The organism is Pseudonocardia thermophila, from assembly GCF_900142365.1.
Lineage (GTDB): Bacteria > Actinomycetota > Actinomycetes > Mycobacteriales > Pseudonocardiaceae > Pseudonocardia > Pseudonocardia thermophila.
Genome location: NZ_FRAP01000031.1, coordinates 26181 through 51545, shown reverse-complemented (window position 1 = coordinate 51545; position 25365 = coordinate 26181). Strand labels below are relative to the sequence as shown.

The 25365-nt window shown below is 73.9% G+C and carries 3 protein-coding genes; 1 reads left to right on the top strand and 2 read right to left on the bottom strand.

From position 1 onward, the window contains the following. The first annotated feature begins 1108 nt into the window (after positions 1 to 1108). Positions 1109 to 1978 carry a sugar phosphate isomerase/epimerase family protein gene (locus tag BUE41_RS28520; protein WP_073460454.1) on the top strand — a complete coding sequence of 290 codons (870 nt, stop codon included), beginning with the start codon at positions 1109 to 1111 and terminating at the stop codon, positions 1976 to 1978. Here BUE41_RS28520 and BUE41_RS28515 read toward each other — a convergent pair. Then, positions 1939 to 2202, bottom strand: coding sequence for a phosphopantetheine-binding protein (locus tag BUE41_RS28515; RefSeq protein WP_073460453.1), 264 nt, complete (start codon positions 2200 to 2202; stop codon positions 1939 to 1941). The two genes, BUE41_RS28520 and BUE41_RS28515, sit on opposite strands and share 40 nt — an antisense overlap. Beyond that, a complete protein-coding gene (locus BUE41_RS28510; RefSeq protein WP_073460452.1) occupies positions 2199 to 25346 on the bottom strand; it encodes a non-ribosomal peptide synthetase in 23148 nt (7715 codons plus the stop codon). Before BUE41_RS28510 ends, BUE41_RS28515 begins: the two co-directional genes overlap by 4 nt. Positions 25347 to 25365: the final 19 nt, after the last annotated feature.

Below are 25365 nucleotides of genomic sequence, written 5' to 3'. Positions count from 1 at the left end.
CCGTGATCACGCAGCCGGTCAGCGTACAGGCGCACCGCGCGGGCGCGGGTCTCCTCATCGAACTTCCGAGGTGCAGGCACGGCTCCAGTCTCCTTGCTAGATCAGAGCCTCTCCACCACCCAGGGCGATTCACCCTCCGTCACGCATCCACCCTTGCACTACATCATCATCAGCACCATGCTGGAATCGCAATAGGTCCGTGGCCATTTCGCGCAATCCGTACGCTGTCATACGCGTCCCGGCCGGTCCACCGCGGCCAGCGGCTGGGTGGCCGACGAGGCGACTTTGGGAGGCCACCGTGCCCCGACAGCCAAGTTCGTTACGGACAGTGCGCATGCGGGTCGAGGTGCGGATGTCGCATGCTGGCCAGCATCGCGTACGAGCGATCGACGGCCCGTTCGCAACGTGACCCTGGAGTCGGCGAGAACCCTGTAGTCCAGCTCCCACACACTCAGCCCGCAGGATCCACACGTCACCGACCCTTAACAACGCTCGAGCCTCTCAACGAGAGAGATACTGTACCCTTTAGACGTATGGACACCTGCATTGCGCAGGTGTGCTACATTTGGGTGATCAATTCCCCCCTCGGACACAAGACCACCTCGTCTGATCTGTAGTTTTCCGATCGAGAAGCACAGAAGCCCTGGTCAACGTGACTGGGGAGTTCGAAATCCGTCCTGGACTTGCACCACCCACCCAGGTCTCTCCCCCCACCTACACGAGTGCCGCGCACCACGCACTCGGCGCGCAGGGCGCTCCATCAGCCGTTCTTCCAGCCGCGTGGCGCTGGATCACCGTCCCACCCACGCTCGCAGGTCCTGAACCGCCGTCGACGACGATCACGCTCCGACCAACGAGGGACGCCCTCATCTCGAACGTTCTTCGACCGGGCGACCAGGGAGCACCAGGGTGTGCCCCGTGGCGCGGTGCAGATCCTCGACCGGACGGCGGGAATGACCACGTTGCGCGGAGCCGTCGTGTACGACGGTGCGACCACGGCCGCCCGGCCGGACAGCGGCCCGGGCTATGCCTGAGCTCGTTGCACTGTCGCCGCCGACTATCTGAAAGTTAGGATAGGCACTCCTAACCACGGAGATAGGCATCGGACATGACGGTTCTCAAGACGTGCATGGCGACCGTGTCCTTGGGCGGAAGCCTCGACGAGAAGCTGGATGCGATCGCCGCCGCGGGCTTCGAGGGCGTCGAGCTGCTCGACGAGGACCTGTGTGAATCGAGGCTCACCCCGGCGGAGTGCGCGAAGCGCTGCGCGGACCTCGGGCTGACCATCGACCTGTACCAGCCGTTCCGGCGCGCCGAGGGGGTCCCCGCCGAGGAGTTCGTCGCCGTGCAGGAGCGGTTCCGACGCCATCTCGGTGTGATGGCCCAGCTCGGGGTATGCTCGATCCTGGTCGTCTCCAACACCGACCAAGACGCCGATCCGAGCCGCGACTGCTCGGTCACCCAGCTCGCGGCGCTCGCCGACGTCGCCGCCGAGCACGGCATCACCATCTGCTTCGAGGCATTGGCCTGGGGCACGCACATCAGCCGCGTCGCCGACGCGTGGGACGCGGTGCGCACGGCGGCGCACCCGAACCTGACGCTCGTCGTCGACACGTTCCACCTCCTCGCCGGTGGGGAGGACGCCGCGGTGCTGGAGGCCCTGCCGCCCGGCGCCGTGGCCTTCCTCCAGCTCGCCGACGCCCCGTGGCTGGCGACCGACTACCTCTCCTGGAGCCGTGGGCATCGGTGCTTCCCCGGCGAGGGCGAGATGGACCTGCGCACCCCCGTCTCGGCGGTGGTGGCCGGCGGTTACTCGGGCCCGCTGTCGCTGGAGATCTTCAACCCGGGCTACCGGGAGCGCTCGCCGCACGAGGTGGCGCTCCAGGGCGCGGTGGCCCTGGAGCGCTTCCTCGACGAACTCCCGGACACGTCGCCGGCTCACCCGATGAGCGCGCCGGCCCCGTCCGCCGAGTCCTGAAGCTCGGCCAGCACCTGTAGCCAGCGCGAGAGCCGCTGGTCCTCGGCGAGGGCGGGGTAGTCGAGCTTCTCGATCCCCGCCCCTCGCCACAGCTCCACCAGCTCCATGACGCGCACAGAGTCCATGCCCTGGTCGCGCAGGTCGAGCTCCGGGTCGAGATCGGCCTGCGGGATGCAGAGGACCTCGGCGACGTCGGCCGTGGCCCGGGCAGCGGTCACCTTCATCGGGTGGGGTTCTCCTTCGTTGCGTCTGCGTTGATCAGCTCGAGGAACGCGGGCACCCAGCGCTCCGCCTGACCGGCGCCGAGGACGATCTCCGAGTGCGGGGTGTCCACCCGCACCGTCCGCAGCCGCGGCAGGAACCGCGACCACATCTCGGTCAGCTGCTCGGTGTACTCCTCCGGGCGGCCCTCCTCGCCCGCCGCGGCGACGAGCAGGGTCGGCACGTCGAGCCGGCCCTCCGTCGGCGTGGTGAGCAGCAAGTCGACACGGGTGGCCGCGACGGCGATCGCGCGGCGCTGGCGGGTGTCGAGCCCGCCGAACATCCGCTCGGCCAGCTCGGGCGCGACCTCGCGCTCGATCGTCGCGGCGATCCGGTCCTGCAGTTCGGGGTCGCCGCGCAGCTCAGCCATCGTGACCGTGACCGTCTCCACGTCCTCCCGCAGCGGCCCGTCGGCGATCGGGATCGCGTCGACGATCGCGAGCGCGCGCACCTCCTGCCCGCGCCGGACCAGCTCCCGCGCCACCCCGTAGGCGAGGTGGCCGCCGTAGGACCAACCGAGCAGGTCGTACGGGCCCTCGGGACGACACTCCTGCACCGCGTCCGCGTACGCCCGGCACGCCTCAGCGAAGTCGGCGAAGTCCACATCGGCCCCGCCGTGCACCGGGTCCTGCAAGCCGTACACCGACCACTCGGGGGGCAGCAGCGGCAGCAGGTGCGCGTACATCGTCGCGACGCCCGTGTACTCGTGGAAGCAGAACAGCGTGCGTTCCCGTGTCCCCGGTCGGAGCGGCAGCAGCATGGCCTCAGTGACCGTGGGCCCGGCCGCGCCCGCGCGCGCGTCGAGGTGCTCCGCCAGCGCCGCCACAGTCTGGTGCGCGAACACGTCCCGCACCAGCAGGCCGTGGTCGACGATCGCGTTCACCCGGGCCACGAGCCGCATCGCGAGCAGCGAGTTGCCGCCGCTCTCGAAGAAGTTCGCGGTGACCGAGCAGCGCTCCAGGCCCAGCACCTGGGCGATCGCGTCAGCGAGCAGCTCCTCCGTCGCCGTCCGCGGCGCGACGTACTCCCCCTCCGCCACGTCGATCACGGGGAGCGCCCGCACGTCGACCTTGCCGTTGATCGTCAACGGGATGTCGTCGATCACGGCCAGCCCGGCCGGAAGCATGTAGTCGGGCAGGACGGCGCGGGCACGGGCCCGCACGGCGTCGAGATCGACCTCGGCATCCGGATCGGCGGGCACGACGTACCCGTGCAGCTGCACGGTCCCGGTCGAGTCGGTCCGCGGGATCACCACGGCCCGCGCGACCTGCGGATCGCCCGCCAGGACATCGGCGACCTCCCCCGGCTCGACGCGGTAGCCGCGGATCTTCACCTGGTCGTCGGCACGGCCCAGGTAGAGGATTCCGCCGCTCGGGGTCCGCTTCGCCAGATCGCCGGTGCGGTACATCCGCTTGCCCGGCTCCCACGGGCAGGCGACGAACCGCTCCGCGGTCGCGGCGGGCTGGTCCCAGTAGCCGCGCGCGGTGCCGTCGCCGCACATGTACAGCTCGCCGACGACACCGTCCGGCACGGGCTCCAGCGTCGCGTCGAGGATGTACGCGCGGCTGTTGAGGATCGGCGTGCCCACGCACGGCGTCGGGCTGTCGGCCAGGTCCGCGCCGAGCGCGTTGATCGTGAACTCCGTCGGGCCGTAGAGGTTGTACGCCTCCACGCCGGGCGCCTCGCGCAGCTGCTGCCACAGCCGTTCCGGCACCGCCTCCCCGCCGAGGGACACGAACACCACACCCTCGCCGGCCGCCGCCACCGACCGGCCCGCAGGCCGGTCGCGCTCCAGCAGGCCCTGGTCCACCAGCAGCTGCCCGTAGGACGGGGTCACGTCGAAGCCGTCGATGTGCTCGGCGTCGAAGTGGGCGAGCAGCCGCTCGGGCTCGCGCCGGATCTCCTCGTCGATCACGTGCACCTCGTGGCCGTTGAGCAGCCAGAACAGCTGCTCCCACGAGGCGTCGAAGGAGAACGACGTGGTATGCGCGATCCGCATGGTGCGCCCGCCCTGGTGGGCGACGACCCGGTCGAAGATCTTCTCGACGTGGTTGACGTACATCGTCGTCAGGCCGCGGTAGCCGACGGCGACGCCCTTCGGGCGGCCGGTCGACCCGGACGTGAAGATGACGTACGCCAGGTTGTCGAGGCAAACCTCCCCACCGCGCTCGGCGGCCGAGATCGCCTCCGCCGGGTAGCCGGCGGTCCGCTCCCGCACCTGCGCGTCGTCCAGGTTCACCACGGCGCCCGCGCCGCCCTCGGGCAGGCGCCCGGCGTCCCGGTCGGTGACCAGGGTGACGGTGGGGCGGGTGACCGCCAGCATGTGCGCGATCCGCTCGTCGGGGTTCTCGGCGTCGATCGGCACGTAGGCCGCGCCGACGGCGAACACCGCGAACATCGCGACGACCATCCGCTCGTCGCGCGGCAGCAGCAGGGCGACCCGGTGCTCCGGGCGCACCCCGTGGACGAGCAGCAGCCGCGCGTACCGGTGCACCTCGGCCGCGAACCCGGCGAACGTGTACCGCCGGTCCCCGGCCACGAGCGCGATCCGGTCCGGGGTCAGCGCCACCCGCTGCTCGAGCAGGCCGCCGACGGTCACCTCCGCCAGCGGCCGGTCGGCCGGGCCGGCGTCGACCGTCTCGCCCGGCAGCAGTACCGAGACCCGCCCCATCGGCGCGTCCAGGTGCTCGACGAGGAAGCGCAGCACGTGCAGGTACCGCTCCATGAGGGTCCGCGCCGCCGCGTCGTCGAAGGCGTCGCGCCGGTACGACAGGCGCACATGCACCGCGGCCCGGTCGCCGTCCATCCACGGGTTCACCGCCCACGTCACCGGGTAGTGCGTGGCGTCGTCGATGCCACCGCCGGTGACCCGCGCCTCGCCGTCCGGTCCGCCCTCCGCGCGGAACGGGAAGTTCTGGACGACGAACAGCGTGTCGAACAGCGCACCCACGCCCGCGTCGTCCTGGATGTCGCTGAGCGAGGCGTAGCAGTGGTCGATGACCTGCAGCTGTTCGGTCTGCACGCGGGTCAGCAGCGCGCCGATCGGCTCGCCGGGCGAGAACCGCACCCGCATCGGCAGCGTGTTGAACAGCAGACCGACGATCCGGTCGGCGTCGTCGAGCTCCGGCGGCCGCCCGGAGACGGTGTTGCCGAACACGACGTCGGTGCTGCCGGTGAGCGTGCCCAGCACGATGCCCCACGCGACCTGCAGCAGAGTGCCGACGGTCACCCGCGCCGCCCGCGCAGCCGCGTACACCCGCGCGGCCTCGGCGTCGTCGAGATCGCGGTGCAGCTCCCCGGTCTCGATCCGGTCGCCGGTGAGGTCGCCGCCCTCGGGCCAGATGACCGACGGTCCGGGCAGGTCGGCGAGGTAGTCCCGCCACGCCGACCGGGCGGCGTCGGGGTCGCGGGCGGCGAGCCAGTCGAGGTAGGTGCGAAGCGACGCGGCCGGGGCGCGGTCGGCGTACGCCGGGTCGGCGTAGATCGCGAGGACCTCGTCGAGCACTAGGTTGAGCGACCACCCGTCCATGAGGATGTGCTCGAACGTCATCGCGAGCGTCCAGCCGGCCGGGGACCGCTCGACGAGCACGAACCGCACCAGCGGCGGCTCCTCGTGGTCGAACGGGGCCGCCCGCTCGGCCGCGAGGAACGCCTCGACGTCGGGTGCCGTCGCCCGCCACTCGGCCTGCCGCACGACCCGGAACGGCACCGGGGTACGTGCCGGGACGACCTGCACCTCGCCCTCGCCGAGCGCGACGAAGCAGGCGGTGAGGTTCGGGTAGCGGCGCAGCACGGTCGCGACCGCGTCGGCCATGCGGGCCGGGTCCACCTCGCCCGCCAGCTCACGAGTCACCTGCGAGACGTAGGCGTTGTGGTCGTCGGTCTCGCGCGAGCGGACCATGTGGTAGAGCAGCCCGCGCTGCAGCGGTGAGAGCGGCAGCAGCTCGGCGTCGGCGCCGTACCGCTCGCGCAGCCTCGCCGCCTCGACCGCCGTCATCGGCAGCCGGTCGATGCGGCGCAGCGCCGGCGCCTCGACCGCCTCGGGCGCGCGCAGGACGAGGCCGTGCTCGGCGATCCCGGCGGCGAGCGCGTCGGCCACCTCCTGGGCGTCGAGCCCGACGCCGGGCGCGACCCGGGCCTCGACGGTGACCAGGTCGTCGACGAGGACGCGCACGGCCAGCCCGATGTCCTCGGTGATCGAGTCCGCGGGTGCCTCGCCGCCCTGCGGCCGGGCACCGGTGCGGAAAACGCCGACGCGGACCACCGGGTCGGGCACCTCGTCGAGGTAGGCGGCGAAGACCGGGCTCTCGCGCAGCAGCGCCAGCTCCGCGGCGTGTCGCGGCTCCCAGGCGAGGCTCGCCGACTCCGCGCGATCGGGCCCGGCCGCGACCGGGAACCGCCGGACGCCAGCCGGCCCAGCGGGCTCCTCGAACTCGACCACGGTGCCGTCGGCGAAGTCGGAGCCCAGGGCGCGCAGAAGCACCCGGAGCACCGACGCGCGCTCCTCGGCCGCCGCGACGGCGGTGCCGAGTTCGGCGTGCACCCTCGCGATCCCGCGGCCGCACCCCGCGGCGCCGGCCGGCAGCTCGGCGGGCACGGTCTCGGCGAACCCGTCGAGCCAGTCGGTCCAGAACGGATCGTCGAGCACGGCCTGCAGCTGCGCGTCCGACAGCAGCGGTGCCGGCGCGGCGGTCGGGGGCACGACCGCCACGACCTCGCGGTTCCGGTAGGCCGCCACGAGCACGGGCGCGACCGCGGCGACGGTGTCGAGGACCGCGGGGTGCGGAGCCGTGGCGGAGACGATCCACCCGGTGCCGTCCTCGTCGAGGGCGAGGACGGCCGGCGCGGACAGCGCGGCGGACGCGTGCGTGACGGCGGCCCGCCACAGGTCGGCGTCGGCGAGGTCGAACCCGGTGGCCGCGATCCGGTAGGCCGGGCCGGCTGCCGGCGTCGCGGCCCGGGCCACCCGGACCAGCTCGCGCAGCTGCGCGACGGCAAGCCGCGGCGAGCGGGCCCCGAGCTCCAGCACGAGCCGGGTGGTCTCCAGCAGCAGCTCCGCCGTCTCCCGCGGCACGACCGCAGGCATGTAGGCGACGCGCAGCTTGAGCGCCTCGCCGGGTTCGGCGATGAGCGTGACCGGGTAGTGGGTCGCATCGCTGCCGGTGGCCTCGCGGACCCGGAACCCCGTGGCCTGCTCGACGCGGTCGCGCTCCTCGGTGTCCTCGGGGTAGTTCTCGTAGACGACGAGGGTGTCGAACAGCGGGGAGCGCCGCGCGATGCGGTGCAGGTCCGCGAGCGGCACGTGGTGGTGATCGAGCAGGGCGGTGTTCTGCCCCTGCTGGCGGGCCACCAGCTCGGCGAAGCCGAGCTCGTCGCGGACCGTCACCGGGGTGGCGATCGTGTTGATGAACAGGCCGACGGCATCCTCGATCCCATCGACGTCCGAAGGCCGCCCGGACACGATCGTGCCGAACACGACGGTCTCATCGCCGAGCAGCTCGCGCAGTGCGACGCCCCACGCGGCCTGCACGACGGTGCCGATCGTGACCCCGGTACCGAGGTCGGCCAGCTCCTCGAACTCCTCCGCGCCCACGATCCCGTCGACGACGGCGAGATCGGTCTCGGTGTTGCCGATGCCCTCCGGCCCGGCGACGAGGGTGGCGCCGGTGACCGGCTCCAGCGCGCGGGCCCAGGCCGCCTCGGATTCTGCGCGGTCGCGCCCGGCCAACCACGCCAGGAAGTCGCGGTGCACCGTCTCGGGCACGGGCCGCCGGTCCGGTACGGCGTAGGCCTCGAAGAGCGCCTTGATCAGGATCGGCGTGGACCACCCGTCGACGAGGACGTGGTGCAGGGTGAGGACCAGGTGCGACTCGTCGCTGGGGCCGCGCACGAGCACCGCGCGCACGAGCGGCGGGTCAGTGAGGTCGAACGGCCGCAGGCGGTCCTCGTCGGCGATCCGGCGAGCCGTCTCGGCGAGCTCGGCCGCGGCGGTCACGTCGACGACCCGGAACGGGTTCGCGACCGTCTCCGGGATGACGGCGACGTGCGCGCCGTCGGACCGCGCCGCGATGCCCGCGCGCAGGTTCGGGTAGCGCTCCAGCACCCGGTGCACCGCGGTCTTCATCCGCGCCGCGTCGACGGGTCCGGCGAGCCGGAAGGCGCTCTGCACCACGTAGACGTCGACGCCGGCCGGCTCGTTCGCGAGACCTGCCTGGAACGCGAGGCCCTCCTGGAGCGGGGTGAGCGGGGCGACGTCGGCGAGCGCGCCGTACCGCTCCTCCCACGCGGCGACGTCGTGCGGTGAGACATCGCTCGCCATGAGGTCGGAGGGCGAGCGGCGGACCACGTCGGTGCTGCGAGCGTAGCGGTGCAGCGTGGTCAGCGCCTGCGTCCAGAGCTCGGCCAGCCGGGCCGCCTCCGCCGCGGGCAACAAGGTGCTCGCGTAGGTGATGCTGCCGCGCAGGACGGGCCCGTCGCCGGTGTCGACCGCCTCCACATTGACGTCGACGACCGCGGGCAGCGGGAACTCGGGAGCGACGTGGCCGCCGATGCCGGCCGCATCGCCCGCGGTCTCCCACGGCTGCTCCTCCTGCGGGGCCGCGGTGAACCGCCCGAGGTAGTTGAAGCCGACGTCCACGCCGGTGGCCAGCGCCTCGCCGTCCGGGGCGAGATGACGCAGCAGCCCGTACCCGAGGCCCTGGCCGGGGACGCGGGCCAGGTGCTCCTTGACGCGCAGCACCGCGCCGGCGCCGGCGCGGGGATCGTCGACCGCGGCGACCGGGTCGACGTCGTCGGTGGAGAGGACGACCGGGTACCAGGAGGTGAACCACCCGACCGTGCGGGTCAGATCGGCGCCCGGTATCAGGGGCTCCTCGCGGCCGTGTCCCTCCAGGCCCACCCGGACCGCGCGCCGCGCACTGCCGCGGGCCGCGGCCCAGGCCCCGACCGCGCTGGTGAGCGCGCCGAGCAGGACGTCGTCGACCCCCGCGGTGAGCAGCCGCGGCAGATCGACGAGCAGCGAGGTGGTGATCTCGGCGGGGATCTCGATCGGGATCTCCCCCGCGGTCGCGTAGGTGTCGTGGGCGGGATCGAGCTCGCGGCCGGCGAGGGCGGGTCCGGCCTCGGCAGCGCTGGCCCAGTACACCCGTTGCGCGGCGATGTCGTCGTCCGCCGCGCGGCGGGCGAGCGCCTCGGCCCAGGTGGTGACGCCGGTACCGGTCGGCTCCAACGGCTCGGCGGTGGCCCCGGTCTCCAGCTCCCAGGCGTGGCGCAGGTCGTCGCCGAGGATCCGCCACGACACCCCGTCGACGGCGATGTGGTGCACGATGAGCAGTAGCCGGCCCGCTTCCCCGCTGCGGCCGGGGAACCACGCGGCGCGCCACAGCTCGCCCTGCTCAGGATCGAGCTGCCGGGACAACCGCTCCGTGGTGGCACGCAGGGGCTCCGGCCCGGTCCACGGATCCCGCACCTCGGTGCGCCCGGCGATCGAGCCGGGCGCATCGATGCGGAACCGTCCGCCGGCGAGGCGGCCGCGCAGGGCGCCGTGGTGCTCGACGATGCGGGCGAGGACCCGCTCCAGCCGGTCGGCGGTCAGGTCCGGCGGGGTGACGTAGACGAACGACTGCGTGAAGGACGCGAAGCCGGGATCGCCTGCGTGCTGCGCCGCGATGGGCAGCAGGACCGACTCGCTCACCTCCGGCAGCGCCACGGCGTCGGTGGCCGCACGGCCGTCGGCCAGCGCGGCGAGCCCGCCGATCGTGCGCACGGTGAAGACCTCGGCCGCGGTCACGACGACGCCCGCGCGCCGGGCCCGCGACACGACCCGGATCGACAGGATCGAGTCGCCGCCGAGGCGGAAGAAGTCGTCGTCCACCCCGAGCTCGACGTGCGCGGGCAGGCGGAGCACCTCGCGGAACACCTCCGCCAGCGCCCGCTCCGCCGGTGTCTCGGGCGCCCGGCCGCCGGTGGTGGCCAGATCGGGCACGGGCAGCGCCCGGCGGTCGATCTTGCCGTTGGGCAGGGTCGGGAAGGCGTCCACCGGGATGATCGCGGCGGGCACCATGTACTCGGGCAGCCGGGCGGCCAGGTGCGCCCGCAGCGCCCCCTCGTCCGCGCCGGTGCCGGTGACGTACGCGGCGAGCTGCTTCCCGCCCGCCGGCAGGTCGACGGCGAGCACCACGGCGCCCGTGACGTCCTGGTGCTGTTCGAGGGCACGGCGGATCTCGTCCGGCTCGATCCGGTATCCGCGCAGCTTGACCTGCTCGTCGACGCGGCCGAGGTACTCGAGCTGACCGTCGTCGTTCCAGCGGACCACGTCACCGGTGCGATAGAGCCGCTCCCCGGCGATGCCGTACGGGTCGGCGACGAACCGCTCCGCGGTCAGCGCCGCGCGGCCGACATAGCCGTCGGCCAGCTGTACGCCGCCCAGGTACAGCTCGCCGGGCACGCCCGGGGCGGTGGGGCGCAGCCACGGATCGAGCACGCGGACCGTCGAGTGACCGATCGGCCGGCCGATCGGGGTGGTGGCCGCGTCGGCCGGGAGCGCCGCGACGTCGTAGCCGACGATCTCGACGGCGGTCTCGGTGGGGCCGTACATGTTCCAGACCGCCCGGCCGGGGGCGGTGAGGGCGCGCGCGACCTCGGGCGGGACGGCCTCGCTGCCGACGGTCACGTGGTCGACCCGCAGCGTGGCCAGGTCCTCGCCGTCGGCGGTGAGGGCGCTGACCACGGACGGCAGGAAGTCGGCGTACCCGAAGTGTTCGCTGCGCAGCAGGTTCGCCAGGTACGCGGCGTCCTTCTCACCGCCGTCGCGGACCAGCCGGACGGTGGCCCCGACGGCGAGCGGCCAGAAGATTTCCGGGACCGACACGTCGAACCCGGCGGAGGACTTCTGCAGCACGCGGGCACCCTCGGCCAGCGGGAACGTGGCCTGCCGCCAGCGGACCAGGTTCGTGACGGCCCGGTGCGGCACGCAGACGCCCTTCGGCCGCCCGGTGGTGCCGGACGTGAAGATCACGTAGGCGGCGTCGGCCGGCACGAGGGGCCGGGCGAGCACCGGGGGCTCGGCCCCGTCGGCGAGCTGCCGGGCGACGGCCGGCTCGTCGAGCGCGATCGCCGGGACGGCCCGGTCGAGGACGGCCGCCGTGCGCGTGTCGGTCAACACCACCACCGGGGTGGCGTCGTCGAGGATCATGCCGATCCGTTCCACCGGGTACGCCGGATCGACGGGCACGTACGCGGCGCCCGCGCGGATCGCGGCGGCCACCGCGACGACGAGATCCGGGCTGCGGGGCAGGAGGACCCCGACCCGGTCGCCGACCGCGACACCGTGGTCGGTGAGCAGCCGGGCGAGGGCGTTGACCCGCGCGTCGAGCTGCGCGTAGGTCAGCGTCGCCCCGTCGTCGGCGACGGCGGTGGCGTCGGGGGTGCGGGCGGCCTGGGCGCGCAGCAGCGCGTCAAGCGTCGTGGGCTCCTCCCCCGTGACCGGGCCGGCCGACCAGTCCGCGAGCGCCTCCTCGTCGGCGGGCAGCAGGGTGGGGACGTCGGCGACGCGCGTGTCCGGCGCGGCCGCGATCGTCTCCAGGACCGCCCGGAACGTGTCGGCGTAGCGCTGCGCGGTCGCCGCGGGGACGGCGTCGGCGCGGTGGGTGAGCTGGATCGTGATCCCGGCCGGGCCGGGCAGGACCGCGAGGGTCAGCGGGTAGTGGGCGGCGTCGCTGCCCTCCACCGCGCGCAGCCGCAGCCCGCCGTAGGTCCGGCCGACGGCGTCGTCGACGGGGTAGTTCTCGTAGACGACGATCGTGTCGAACAGCGGGTTGTGGCCGGCCAGCCGCTGCAGCTGCGGCAGCGGGGCGTGGTGGTGGTCGAGCAGACGGGTGTTCTGCTCCTGCACCCGCCGGACCAGCTCGGCCAGCGTGATCCCGCCGTCGACGGCGACGGGCGTCGGGATCGTGTTGATGAACAGGCCGACGGCGTCCTCGATGCCGTCCACGTCGGCGGGGCGGCCGGAGACGGTCGAGCCGAACACCACGGTGTCCTGCCCGGTGACGCCCGCGAGGAAGACGCTCCATGCCGCCTGCACGACGCTGTTCAGGGTGGCGCCGGTGTCGCGGGTGACGGCGGTGAGTCCGGCCGCGGCACCGTCGTCGAGGGTGAAGGTGATCTCCTCGGGGAAGCCGGCCGCCCGGGGCGCGGCGCCGGGGGCGAGCAGCGTGGGCTCGTCGACCACGGCCAGAGCCTGCCTCCACGCCTCGGTGGTCGCCGCCTCGTCGCGGGTGTCGAGCCAGTGCAGGAACGCCCGGCACGCGGGATCGGCGCCGCGGACGGCCTGCGGTGCCGCGTAGGCGTCGAGCAGGTCGCGGACGAGCAGCGGCATCGACCAGCCGTCGGCGAGGACGTGGTGCATCGTCAGGACGACCGCGTGCTGCTGCGGCGCGGTCGAGATGACGGTGGCGCGCAGCAGCGGGGCGTCGGCCAGGTCGAACGGCGCGGCGTGTGCGGCATCGCCCGCCTCCTCGAGTGCGGTGACCGGGTCGGGATGGCCGGAGACGACCCTCAGCGGGACCTCGACGGCGGCCGGGACGACCGCGACGTGCTCCCCCGCCTCGGTGGCCGCGATCGCGGCGCCGAGGTGCGGATGCCGGACGAGCACAGCCTGCAGCGCCCGGCGGAGCCGGCCGGTGTCGAGCTCGCCGTCCAGGTGGAGGACGGTCTGCGTGAGGTAGACGTCGACGCCGTCGGAGCCGCCGACGAGGGATTCGAAGGTGATGCCCTGCTGCAGCGGGGTGAGCGGCGCGACGTCGGCCAGCTCGCCGTAACGGGCCTCCCACGCGGCGATGTCGGCCTGGGTGATGCCGCGGGCGGTCAGGTCGGACGGTGAACGCCGCACGATCGCCGCGCCCTCGGCATAGGCGTGCAACCGGGTCAGGGTCTGCACCCACAGATCCGCGATCGCCCGGACCTGCTCCTCGCCGACGACGGAGGCGGCGTAGGCGAACGTCGCGACCAGCCGGGGGCCGTCGCTCGCGTCGACGACGGCGGCGTTGATGTCGACGACCGCGGGCAGCGGCATCTCCCCGGGCAGGTGCGCCTGCAGGCCGGGGAACTCGGGTGCGGCCCGCCAGTCCCCGGTCTCGGCGGTGGTGAACCGGCCGAGGTAGTTGAACCCGATCTGCGGGACCGCACCCTCGGGCAGGGCGCCGGTGAGGTGCCGCAGCACGCCGTAGCCGATCCCGCGGTCCGGCACCGCCCGCAGCTGCTCCTTGACCCGCAGCACCGCCTCCGCCGCCGCGCCCGGATCAGCGGCGGCGACCACCGGGTCGACGTCGCAGGTGTCCAGCCGCACCGGATACCACGAGGTGAACCACCCCACCGTCCGCGACAAGTCACTGCCCGCAACGAACGCTTCCTCGCGGCCGTGCCCCTCCAGCCCGACCAGCACCCGACGCCGATCACCACCACGCCACGCTCCGACCGCGACGGCCAGCGCAGCCAGCAGCACGTCGTTGACCTCGGCCGACAACACACCCGGCACCGCCGAGACCACCGCCCGCGTCACATCGGCAGGAACGGTCACCTCGAACCGACCCGCCGTCACGTAGGTGTCCAGCACCGGATCGAGTGCGCGCGACCCCAGCAGGGGTTCGGCCTCGGCGGTGACCGACGTCCACCGGGCGACCTGCTCGACCACATCGGACTCGCCGGCCCGCACAGCCAGCGCCGCCGACCACGCCGGCAACCCAGTCACCTCCGGCAGCAGCTCACCCGAGCTCCGCCCGGTCTCGATCTCCCAGGCCTGCGCCAGATCGTCACCGAGAATCCGCCACGACACCCCGTCCACCACCAGGTGGTGGATCACCCACAGCAGCCGGCTCGCCGACGGGAACCACACCGCCCGCCACAACACCCCGGCCCCGACATCCAGCGACTCCGACAACTCGGCCGCCAACGCCTCGGTTCGCGCACGATCGAACCCACCGCGATCGACCTGTAGCCGCTCCCCCACCACGTCACCGCCGCCGGTCACGACCGAGAACCTCTCGCCGGCCAGCCGCCCGTTCAACGCCGGATGCACACCCACCACCCGGCCCACCACCCGGGCCAGCACCGACTCGTCCAGCCCCACCGGCGTGGTGAACACGAACCACTGCGCACACGCACCGAACCCCGCCGCACCCGCCTGCGCAGCCGCGATCGGCCACAACGGGCCCTCGGAGACGTCCGCGAGCTGCGACCCCTCCACCACGGCCCGCTGATCGGCCAGCGCCGCGAGCGCGGCGATCGTGCGCGCCGCGAACACCTCCGCCGCGGTCACGAACACACCCTGCCGACGCGCCCGCGACACCACCTGAATCGACAGAATGCTGTCGCCACCCAGCCGGAAGAAATCGTCCTCCACCGACAACGACACATCCGGCCCCAACGCCAGAACATCCCGGAACACCGACGCCAACACGACCTCGGTCCGCGACTCGGGCGCACGGCCCGAACCGGCGGCCGAGCCCAGATCGGGCCGCGGCAGCGCCGCCCGATCCAGCTTCCCGTTCGCCGTCGTCGGGAAGAACTCGACCCGGGTGACGGTCGTCGGCACCATGTAGTCCGGCAGCACCGACCCGCAGAACACACGAACGTCGTCCGCGAGCGCGGAGTCGTCCAGACCGGTCCCGGTCACCGTCACGAACGCGGCCAGGAACTTCCCACCCGCCGGATGCTCCAGCGCCAACACCGCAGCCCCCGACACGGCCGGATGCCGCTCCACCACCGCCCGAACCTCGTCCAACTCGATCCGGAACCCCCGCACCTTCACCTGGTCATCGGTACGGCCCAGGTACTCCAGCTGGCCGTCGGCGGTCCAGCGGACGAGGTCACCGGTGCGGTAGAGCCGTCCACCCGAGCCGGACGGGTCGGCGACGAACCGCTCCGCGGTCAGGCTCGGCCGGCCCACGTAGGAGTCCGCGAGCTGGACCCCGCCGACGTACAGCTCACCCGGCACTCCCGGCGGGACCGGGCGCAGCCACCCGTCCAGCACCGCGACGGTGGTGTTGGCGAGCGGGCGGCCGATCGGGGTGACCGCGGCGTCGGCGCGCAGCCCGGCGAGATCGAACCCGACGGACTCGACGGTGGTCTCCGTCGGGCCGTACAGGTTCCACACCTGCCGGCCCGGGGCGCGCAGCGCGTGCGCAACCGACACCGGCACGCTCTCGCTCCCCACCGAGGCGTGGCGGATCCGCAGCGAGGTGAGGTCCTCCCCGTCGTCGACGAGGGCGCGCACGACGCTCGGCAGGAAGTCCGCGTACCCGAACGGCTCGGACCGCAGCAGCGCGACGAGCGCGGCCGGGTCCTTCTCGGCGCCGTCGGGGATCATGCGGACGACGGCGCCCACCGCGAGCGGCCAGAAGAACTCCGGCACGGAGACGTCGAAGCCGACCGAGGACTTCTGCAGCACCCGGTCCCCGATCTCGAGCGGGAACGTGCCCTGCCGCCACCGGATCAGGTTCACGATCGCCCGGTGGGAGACCACGACGCCCTTCGGCCGCCCGGTCGTGCCGGACGTGAAGATCACGTACGCCGGGTCGTCGGCGGTCAGCGGCCGCGTCGGTACCGGGGCGCCTGCCCGGCCGCGGGCGAGCGCGTCGGTGGTCTCAGCCGTCGCCGGATCCACCAGCCGCGTCCCGTCGAGCGCCCCGACGTGCGCGGCCGCGGCCTCCGCGTCGGCGATCACGACGCTCGGGCGCGCGTCGGCGAGGACGTTGCCGATCCGCTCCGTCGGGTACGCCGGGTCGAGCGGCACGTAGGCCGCGCCCGCGCGGAGCACCGCGGCGAGGGCGACGACCTGTCCCGCGCCGCGCGGGACGAGCACGGCGACCCGGTCGCCGGTCGCGACGCCGGTGTCGGCGAGGACGTGCGCCAGCGCGTTCACCCGCGCGTCGAACTCGGCGTAGGAGACCTCCCCACCGTCGGGCGCCACGACGGCGACGGCGTCCGGCAGGGCCGCGGCGGTGGCGCGGACCAGCGCGTCGAGAGTCGTGTCGAGTGCCTCGGGGGCGATGTCGAGCGCAGGCCCCTCGCCCGGGCTCCGGGTGCCGGGGAGCAGGTCGAGCTCGGCGATGCGCGCGGCGGGATCGGTGGCGAGCGCCCGCAGCGCGGCGCGGAAGACGGTCAGGAACCGCTCGGCCGTCTCCGGCTCGAACAGGTCGGTGGCATAGGTCAGCAGGCCCGAGACACCGGCGGGGGTCTCCTGCAGGGCGAGATCGAGATCGACCTTCGCGGCGCCCGGCGTGGTGTGGCGCGGTTCGACGTCGACGCCGTCGAGGACGAGACCCTGGGTCTGCTCGCCGATGTGGTAGGTGAGCATGACCTGGAACAGCGGGTTGCGGTTCGCGGAGCGCTCCGCGCCCACGGCCGTCACGATCTGCTCGAACGGCGCGTCCTGGTGGGCGAGGCCGTCCAGGATCGTGCGGCGGGCCGCGGCCAGCACGTCGGCGAGGGTGTCGGCGCGGCCCAGCCGGTGCCGGATCGGCAGGGTGGTGACGAAGTAGCCGACGAGGTCCTCGAGCCCGTCGGCGGTGCGGCCGCCGACCGGGGAGCCGATGACCAGGCCGTCGGCGCCGCCGAGCAGCGACACCGTCACCGCGGCGGCGGCGTGGGCGACGATGAACATCGTGGCGCCGGTCTGCTCGCAGACCCGGCGCAGCCCGGCGACGACGTCGGCGTCCAGCGCGAACGTCAGGTCCGCGCCGCGATGGGTCGGGCTTGCCGGCCGCACGCGGTCGGCCGCGATCGTCGACTCCTCCGGGGCGTCCGCGAGCACGTCACGCCAGTAGCGGAGGTGGCCGGCGAGCACGGAGTCCGGGTCGGTGGCGTCGCCGAGCACGTGACGCTGCCAGAGCGCGTAGTCGGCGTACTGCACCGGCAGCGGCGCCCACTGCGGGGCGTGCCCGGCGCGGCGGGCCCGGTAGGCCGCCGAGAGATCGCCGAGCAGCGACCGGAGCGACCACTCGTCCACGGCGTGGTGGTGCAGGGCCAGCACGACCATGCGCTCCGCCGGGCCGGTGCGCAGGACGGTGGCGCGGACGGGGATGTCGCGGGCCAGGTCGAACGGTGTCCGTACCAGCTCGGTGATCCGGGCATCGACCTCGGCGGCCGGGATGTCCTCGGTGGTGACGGGCAGCCGGTCGGCGGCCTCCCCGGCCGGGACGATCTGCTGGTGCAGCCGCCCGTCGTCCTCGACGAGGCGGGTGCGCAGCGACTCGTGGCGGGCGACGACGTCGCGCAGCGCGGCGGCGAAGGCGGCCTCGTCGAGATCGCCGGTCAGGCGCATCACGACCGGGACGACGTAGCGGGAGCCGGGGCCGCCCATGCGGTCGACGAGCCACAGCGCCTGCTGGCCGTAGGAGACGGGCAGCTCGGCGGGGCGTTCGAGCTCGCCCACCCGCGGGAGCGCGGCCCGCGTCCCTGCGTCGGCGATGCGGGCCAGCTCCGCGACGGTCGGGTGGTCGAACACGTCGCGGAGGGTGAGGGCGCTGCCGAGCGCGGCGTTCGCTCGCGCCACCACCCGGGTCGCGAGCAGGGAGTGTCCGCCGAGACCGAACAAGTCGTCGTCCACCGACACGTCGGCGTCGAGGGCGAGCACGTCGCGGAACAACTCCGCCAGCGCGATCTCGGTGGCGGTGGCGGGGCCCCGGCCGCCGGTGGGTGCGCCGAGATCGGGGGCGGGCAGCGCCCGGCGGTCGAGCTTGCCGTTCGGCGTGACGGGGAAGGCGGCGAGCCGGGTGAACGTCGCCGGGACCATGTGGTCCGGCAGCTGCGCCGCCGCGAACGCCCGCAGCTCGGTGACGTCGAGATCGCCGTCCGCGGTGAGGTAGGCGGCCAGGAACGTGTCGCCCGCGGGGTGGTCGAGGGCGACGACCGCGGCGCCGGTCACCGCTGGGTGCCGCTCCAGCGCGACGCGGACCTCGTCCGGCTCCACGCGGACGCCGCGGATCTTGACCTGGTCGTCGGCGCGGCCGTGGTACTCCAGCGCGCCGTCGGCGCGCATGCGGACCAGATCGCCGGTCCGGTACAGCCGGGCACCGGACCCGGCGGGATCGGCGACGAACCGCTCCGCCGTCAGGCCGGGCCGGCCCACGTAGCCGTCGGCGAGCTGCGCACCGCCGACGTACAGCTCGCCGAGCACCCCGGTGGGCACCGGGCGCAGCCAGCGGTCGAGCACCGCCACCGTCATCCCGGCGGGCGGGGCGCCCAGCCCGATCACGTCGCCGGTGATCCGGCAGCGCGTGGCGTCACCGGTGACCTCGGTGGAGCCGTAGAAGTTGCGCAGCACGGCGGCGGGTGCGACGCGGCGCATCCGCTCGGCCGTGGCCGGGGTCAGCGCCTCGCCGGACGAGACCCACGACCGCAGCGCGGGCAGCGCCCCGTCGGTGTCCGGGCCCGCCATGGCGTCGGTCAGGGACGGCACGGTGAGCAGGTGCGTGACCTCGTGCCGGGTGAGGACGCCGAGCAGGGCGGCCGGATCGGTGGCCATCCGGTCGGGCACCACGACGACGGTCGCGCCCGCGACCAGCGGGCCGAACAGCTCGGTGACGGCGTCGACGAACCCGAGGCCGCTCTTGGCGACGGCGACGGATCCGGCCCCGTACCCCAGTTCCTCCCGGCCCCACGTCAGGCGGTTCACCAGCACGCGGTGCGAGAGCGCGACGCCCTTCGGAACGCCCGTCGTGCCCGAGGTGAAGATGACGCACGCCGTGTCGGCCGGGGTGACCGGCCGCGCCGGCCGGGCGGTCGCGCCGGAGTCGAGCCGGGACCGCACCTCGGCGAGGGCCAGCGTGCGGACGCCGCCGGGAACGTCGGCGGCGTCGGTGACCACCAGTACCGCCCCGGAGTCGGTGATGATCCGCGCGATCCGCTCTGCGGGGTGGCCGGGATCGATCGGGACGTAGGCGGCGCCGGTGCGCAGGATCGCGGCCAGCACGACCACCTGCTCCGGCGAGCGCGGCAGCAGCACGGCGACCCGATCGCCTGCGGCGATCCCGCGCTCGATCAGCAGGGCGGCGACGGCGTCGATCCGCGCGTCCAGCCGGCGGTAGGTGAGCGGTGCGCCGCCGTCGGCGTCGACGAGGGCGACGGCGTCCGGCGTGGCGACGGCCTGGTCGCGCAGCAGCGAGTCGAGGGTCGCGGACGTTTCCGCGGCGGGCAGGGCGGTGGTGATGGCCGTCCCGCCCAGGTTCACGTCGGCGACGCGGGTGGCGGCGTCGGCGGCGACGGTTTCGAGGACCCGCCGGAGCAGGCCGGCGATCGGGATGACGGTGTCCGCGTCGAGCAAGTCGGGGCGGGAGGTGAGACGGAACCCGATGCGATCGGCCGTGGGCAGCACGGACAGCGCCAGCGGGTAGTGCGTGGAGTCGCGGATGTCGACGCCGGTGACGACGAGATCGGCCGGTCCGCTGCCCTGTCCGGCGTCGTCGAACGGGTAGTTCTCGTAGACGACGAGGGTGTCGAACAGCGGGTTGTGCCCGGTGATGCGGTGCAGGTCGGTGAGCGCCACGTGGTGGTGCTCGAGCAGGCCGGTGTTGTGCTGCTGGACCTGGCGGGCCAGCTCGCCGAGGGTCGGGTTCGCGCCGAGCGCGACCGGGGTGGGGATCGTGTTGAGGAAGAGGCCGACGGCCTCCTCGACGCTGTCGAGATCGGCGGGCCGGCCGGAGACGACGGTGCCGAAGAGGACGGTGTCCTGCCCGGTGACTGCGTTCAGCACGACACCCCACGCGGCCTGCACGAGGCTGCTCAGTGTGGCGTCGGCCTGCTGGGCGGCCCGGTTCAGGGCGGCGGTCACGTCCGGGCCGAGCTCGAAGCGGTGTTCGTCGGGGAACGCGGTCGCGCTCGCCGGCGCGCCGGGGGCGACGAGGGTGGGTTCCTCGACGCCGGCGAGCACCTGGGTCCAGCGGGCCAGGGAAGCGGCGTGGTCCTGGGCGGCGAGGCGGCGCACGAAGTCGCGGTGGACGTGGTCGGGGGCGGCCGCGGTCTGCGTGCGGTAGGCCTCGACGAGTGCCCGGACGATGCGGGGCACGGACCAGCCGTCCGCGAGCACGTGGTGCATCGTCAGCACGAGGGTCGTCCCGGCCGGGGTGCGCACGAGGCTCACGCGCAGCAGCGGGCCGGTGGCCAGGTCGAACCCGGCCGCGCGGTCGCGGTCGGCGACGCGGGCGGCATCCTCGGTGTCCTCGACGGTGAACGGCAGGTCCACCGTGGCGGGCACGACGGCGACGTGGTCGCCCACGGCGGTCGGGGCGATCACGGTGCGCAGCGCGGGGAAGCGGTCGAGGACGAGCGCGAACGCGCGGCGGAGCCGGTCGGGATCGACGTCGCCGGCGCCGGTGGTCAGGCGCAGCAGCGTCTGGGTCACGTAGACGTCGACCCCGCCGGAGCTGCCGACGAGGGACTCGACCGTGATGCCCTGCTGGAGCGGGGTCAGTGGCGCGACGTCGGACAGCTCGCCGTATCGGGCCTCCCACGCGGCGATGTCGGCCTGGGTGATCCCGCGGGCGGTCAGGTCGGACGGGGAGCGGCGGACGATCGCCGCGCCCTCGGCGTAGTCGCGCAGCCGGGTCAGGGTCTGCACCCACAGATCCGCGATCGCCCGGACCTGCTCCTCGCCGACGACGGAGGCGGCGTAGGCGAACGTGGCGACCAGCCGGGCGCCGTCGCTCGCGCCTACGACGGCGGCGTTGATGTCGATCACCGCGGGCAGCGGCCGCTCCGCGGGCAGGTGGGCCCGCAGGCCGGGCAGTTCGGGCGCGGTCTGCCAGTCCCCGGCATCAGCGGCACCGAACTGGCCGAGGTAGTTGAAGCCGATCTGCGGCGCACACGCCAGCCCGGCACCGTCCGGGCCGAGGTACCGCAGCACGCCGTAGCCGACGCCGCGGTCCGGCACCGCCCGCAGCTGCTCCTTGACCCGCAGCACCGCCTCCGCCGCCGCAGCAGGGTCGGCAGCCGCCGTGGCCGGATCGACCTCAGCGGTGTCCAGCCGCACCGGGTACCAGGAGGTGAACCAGCCCACCGTCCGCGACAGATCACAGCCCGGGACGAAGGTTTCCTCGCGGCCGTGGCCTTCCAGCCCGACCAGCACCCGGCGCTGCTCGCCACCGCGCCAGGCACCGACCGCGACGGCCAGCGCCGCCAGCAGCACGTCGTTGACCTCGGCGGACAGTGCGCCCGGCACGGCCGAGACCACCGCCCGGGTCACCTCGGCCGGAACGGTGACCTCGAACCGGCGCGCCGTCGCGTAGGTGTCTCGGGCCGGGTCGAGCGCGCGCGACCCCAGCGGCGACTCCTCGTCAGCGGTGACCGACGCCCAGTAGCTGGCCTGCTCGGCCACAGTGGACCCCGCGGCACGAGCGGCGAGCGCTGCCGACCACGCCGGAAGCCCGGTCGCCTCCGGCAGCAACTCGCCCGAGGCCCGGCCGGATTCGATCTCCCAGGCCTGCGCCAGGTCGTCGCCGAGGATCCGCCACGAGACCCCGTCCACCACCAGGTGGTGAATGACCCACAACAGCCGATGCGCCGCCGGGAACCACACCGCCCGCCACAGCACCCCGGCCTCGAGGTCCAGCGACTCCGACAGCTGCGCGGCCAGCATCTCGGCGCGCGCAGGGTCGAAACCACCGCGATCGACCTGCAGCCGCTCCCCCGCCTCGGCGCGGGACTCGACGGTGAACATGGCGCCGGCCAGGCGCCCGTTCAATGCCGGATGCAGACCGACGGCCCGGCCCAGCACCCGCGCCAGCACCGACTCGTCCAGCCCGGCCGGCGTGGTGAACACGAACCACTGCGAGAACGCACCGAACCCGGGGCTGCCCGCCTGGGCGGCCGCGATCGGCCACAACGGGGCCTCGGAAACGGCCGCGAGCTGCGAGTCCTCCGCGCCGGCGCGTTCGTCGGCCAATGCCGCCAGCGCGGCGATCGTGCGCGCCGCGAAGACCTCGGCCGCGGTCACCAAGACGCCCTGCCGGCGGGCGCGCGAGACGACCTGGATCGACAGGATGCTGTCGCCGCCCAGGCGGAAGAAGTCGTCCTCCACCGACAACGACACATCCGGCCCCAACGCCAGCACGTCGCGGAAAACGGCAGCCAGCACGATCTCCGTCCGCGTTTCGGGTGCCCGCCCGGCACCCCCGCCGGAACCCAGGTCCGGCTGCGGCAGCGCCGCCCGGTCCAATTTGCCGTTCGCCGTCGTCGGGAACGACTCGACCCGCGTCACCGTCGTCGGGACCATGAAGTCCGGCAGCACCGACCCGCAGATCTCGCGCACCTCGTCCGCGAGCGCGGAATCATCCGGACCGGCTCCGGGCGCCACCATCACATAGGCGGCCAGGAACTTCCCGCCCGCCGGGTGCTCCAGCGCCAGCACCGCAGCCGCCGACACGGCCGGGTGCCGCTCCACCACCGCCCGGACCTCGTCCAACTCGATCCGGAACCCCCGCACCTTCACCTGGTCATCGGTACGGCCCAGGTACTCCAGCGCGCCGTGCTCGTCCCACCGCACCAGGTCACCGGTGCGGTAGAGGCGGGAGCCGTCGTCGCTGAACGGGTCGGCGACGAACCGCTCCGCGGTGAGCCCGAACCGGCCGGCGTACCCGTCGGCGAGCTGGATGCCCCCGACGTACAGCTCCCCGACCACACCGGGCCCGACCGGGCGCAGCCACCCGTCCAGGACGTGCAGCCGGACGTTCGGCGGGGTGCCGCCGATCGGCACGACGGACAGGTGCTCACCCAGCGGGTGGTCGTCCATGTGCAGGTAGGAGACGTCGACGGTGGTCTCCGTCGGCCCGTACACGTTGTCCAGGCGCGCGTCGCCGAACACGCGGCGCGCCTCGGGCACCGCGGCCATCGGGAACGCCTCGCCCGACACGAACACCTGCCGCAGCGACGTCAGCCGTGCGGGATCGGGCTCGGAGGCGAGGAAGCCCTGCAGCATCGACGGCACGAAGTGCGTGACCGTGACCTTCCGGCGCGCGATGACGTCGGCGAGGTACTCGGGGTCCTTGTGGCCCTGGTCGCGGGCGACGACCACGACGCCGCCGACCAGCAGCGCACCGAAGAACTCCCACATGCAGGCGTCGAACGTCGCGGGCGTCTTCTGCAGGATGCGGTCCTCGGGGCCCAGCCGGTGCACCGAGAGGGCCCACATCAGGCGGTTCACGATGCCCCGGTGCGTCACCCGCACGCCCTTCGGACGGCCCGTGGTTCCGGAGGTGTAGACGAAGTAGACGGCGTCGGACGGGTGGAGCGGCCGGGACAGCGCCGGCGGCTCGGGGTGGCCGCGGTCCAGCTCGGCCTGCACGCCCGGGTCGTCCATGAGCAAGAGCTCGGCCGGGACTCCCGCCAGGCCCGCCCGGTGCGCCTGCGCCGTGGCGGTGTCGGTGACGACCGCCGAGACCCCCGCGTCGGTGAACACGTACTCGACCCGGTCGGCCGGGTAGGAGGTGTCGACGGGCACCCACGCCGCGCCGACCCGCATGATCGCTACCAGCGTGACGACGAGGTCCTTCGAGCGCGGCAGCAGCACGCCCACGCGGTCGCCGACGCCGATGCCCCGCTCGGCGAGCAGGCCGGCCAGCGCGTTGGTGCGGGCATCGAACCGGGCGAAGGTCAGCTCGGCGCCGTCGGTGTCGTCGAGGATCGCGACGCGGTCCGGGGTCCGCCGGGCCTGCGCGCGGATGAGCGCGTCGAGATGGGTCTGCGGGATGTCGTGGACCGGACCGGCCGACCAGGCCTCGACGCGGGCGCGATCGGCGTCGCCGACCACGGACGGCAGCTGCGCGACGCGCTCGTCCGGGTCGACGGCCACGGCGGCCTCGACGAAGCGGGCGAAGTTCTCCGCGTGGGTGGCGAGGGCGGCCGCGTCGAGGAGCGCCTCGTTGCCGGCCAGCTCCATGCGGAAGCCGTGGACGGGGTCGGAGTAGACGGTGAGGTCCAGGCGACCGGCCGGGCCGGCGTTCACCGTCTCCTGGCGGCCGACGACGTCGCCGAACCGGCATGCGTAGTCGAACGCCTTGATGTTGATCAGCGGCAGGGTGCGGTAGTCCAGCTCGCCGCCCCGCCACCCGCGGGCGACCTGCTCCTCGGTCCAGCGCTCCTCCCGCCCGGTGGTGCGCAGCTGGGTGGCGACCTCGCGGGTGACGTCGCCCAGCGTCGAGCCGCCGGTGAGCCGCACGGCGACCGGCAACGTCGTGACCAGCATGCCGGGCGTGCGCAGCGCCGCCGCGTCCTGGCGCATCATGAACGGCACCCGCAGGACCAGGTCCTGCCGGCCCTCGGCGAGCGCGTCGTAGAGACCCCACAGGGCGGAGGCGTAAGCGGCCCAGTTGAGCCGCAGCCGCCGCGCGGCGGCCTTCAGCGCGGCCCCGGCCGGCTCCGCCAGCGGGACGACCACCTTCTGGTCGGAGAGCCCGAACAGCGCCGCGGAGTCGACGGCGGTGGCGTGGCCGCGCGCCTCGGCGATCTCGAACACCTCGGCCCACGGCGGCGGGGCGGCATCGTCAGCAGGGGCGGTGGCGCGCTCGTGCTCGGCGCTCGCGACGTCCGGCCAGGCTCCGAACGACACCGGCGCCGGCTCGGCGCCGGCCAAGCGGGCGGTGTAGATCTCCCCGGCCCGGCGGGTGAACAGGCTGATGCCGTAGGCGTCGACGAGCACGTGGTGGGTAGCGAAGGCCCATGCCCAGCCCCCACCGGTGCGCCGGTACAGCGTCGAGGCGGACGGAACGGACCCGGTGAGGTCGTCCGCCACGTCGAACGAGCGGCGGACACGGCGGCGGATCCCGGCGTCGTCGGCCGCGGTGTCGACGATCTCGGTGGGCAGCGTCGCCGCGGGATCAATCCACTGCTGTGGCTCGCCGTCACCGTCGGTGAACCGCACCCGCAGTGCGTCCGACTCCGCGAACGCCTGCGCGACCGCGTTCGCGAACAGCACGGTGTCGATGTCTCCGTCCAGCCAGAGGAGCTGGCCGACCCGGTATGCGGTCGCGGTGGGGAAGAGCCGCTGAGCTGCCCAGACTCCGCGCTGTGCCCGGGTGAGCGGGAAGAGCTGTTGTGCCGCGGTGCCACCGTGATTCACTTAGGTGAGCCTAATGCAG

Bases quoted from the DNA above. Each gene is read 5' to 3' on its own strand.
- BUE41_RS28520 (WP_073460454.1), top strand. From the start codon at position 1,109: ATGACGGTTCTCAAGACGTGCATGGCGACCGTGTCCTTGGGCGGAAGC.
- BUE41_RS28515 (WP_073460453.1), bottom strand. From the start codon at position 2,202: ATGAAGGTGACCGCTGCCCGGGCCACGGCCGACGTCGCCGAGGTCCTC.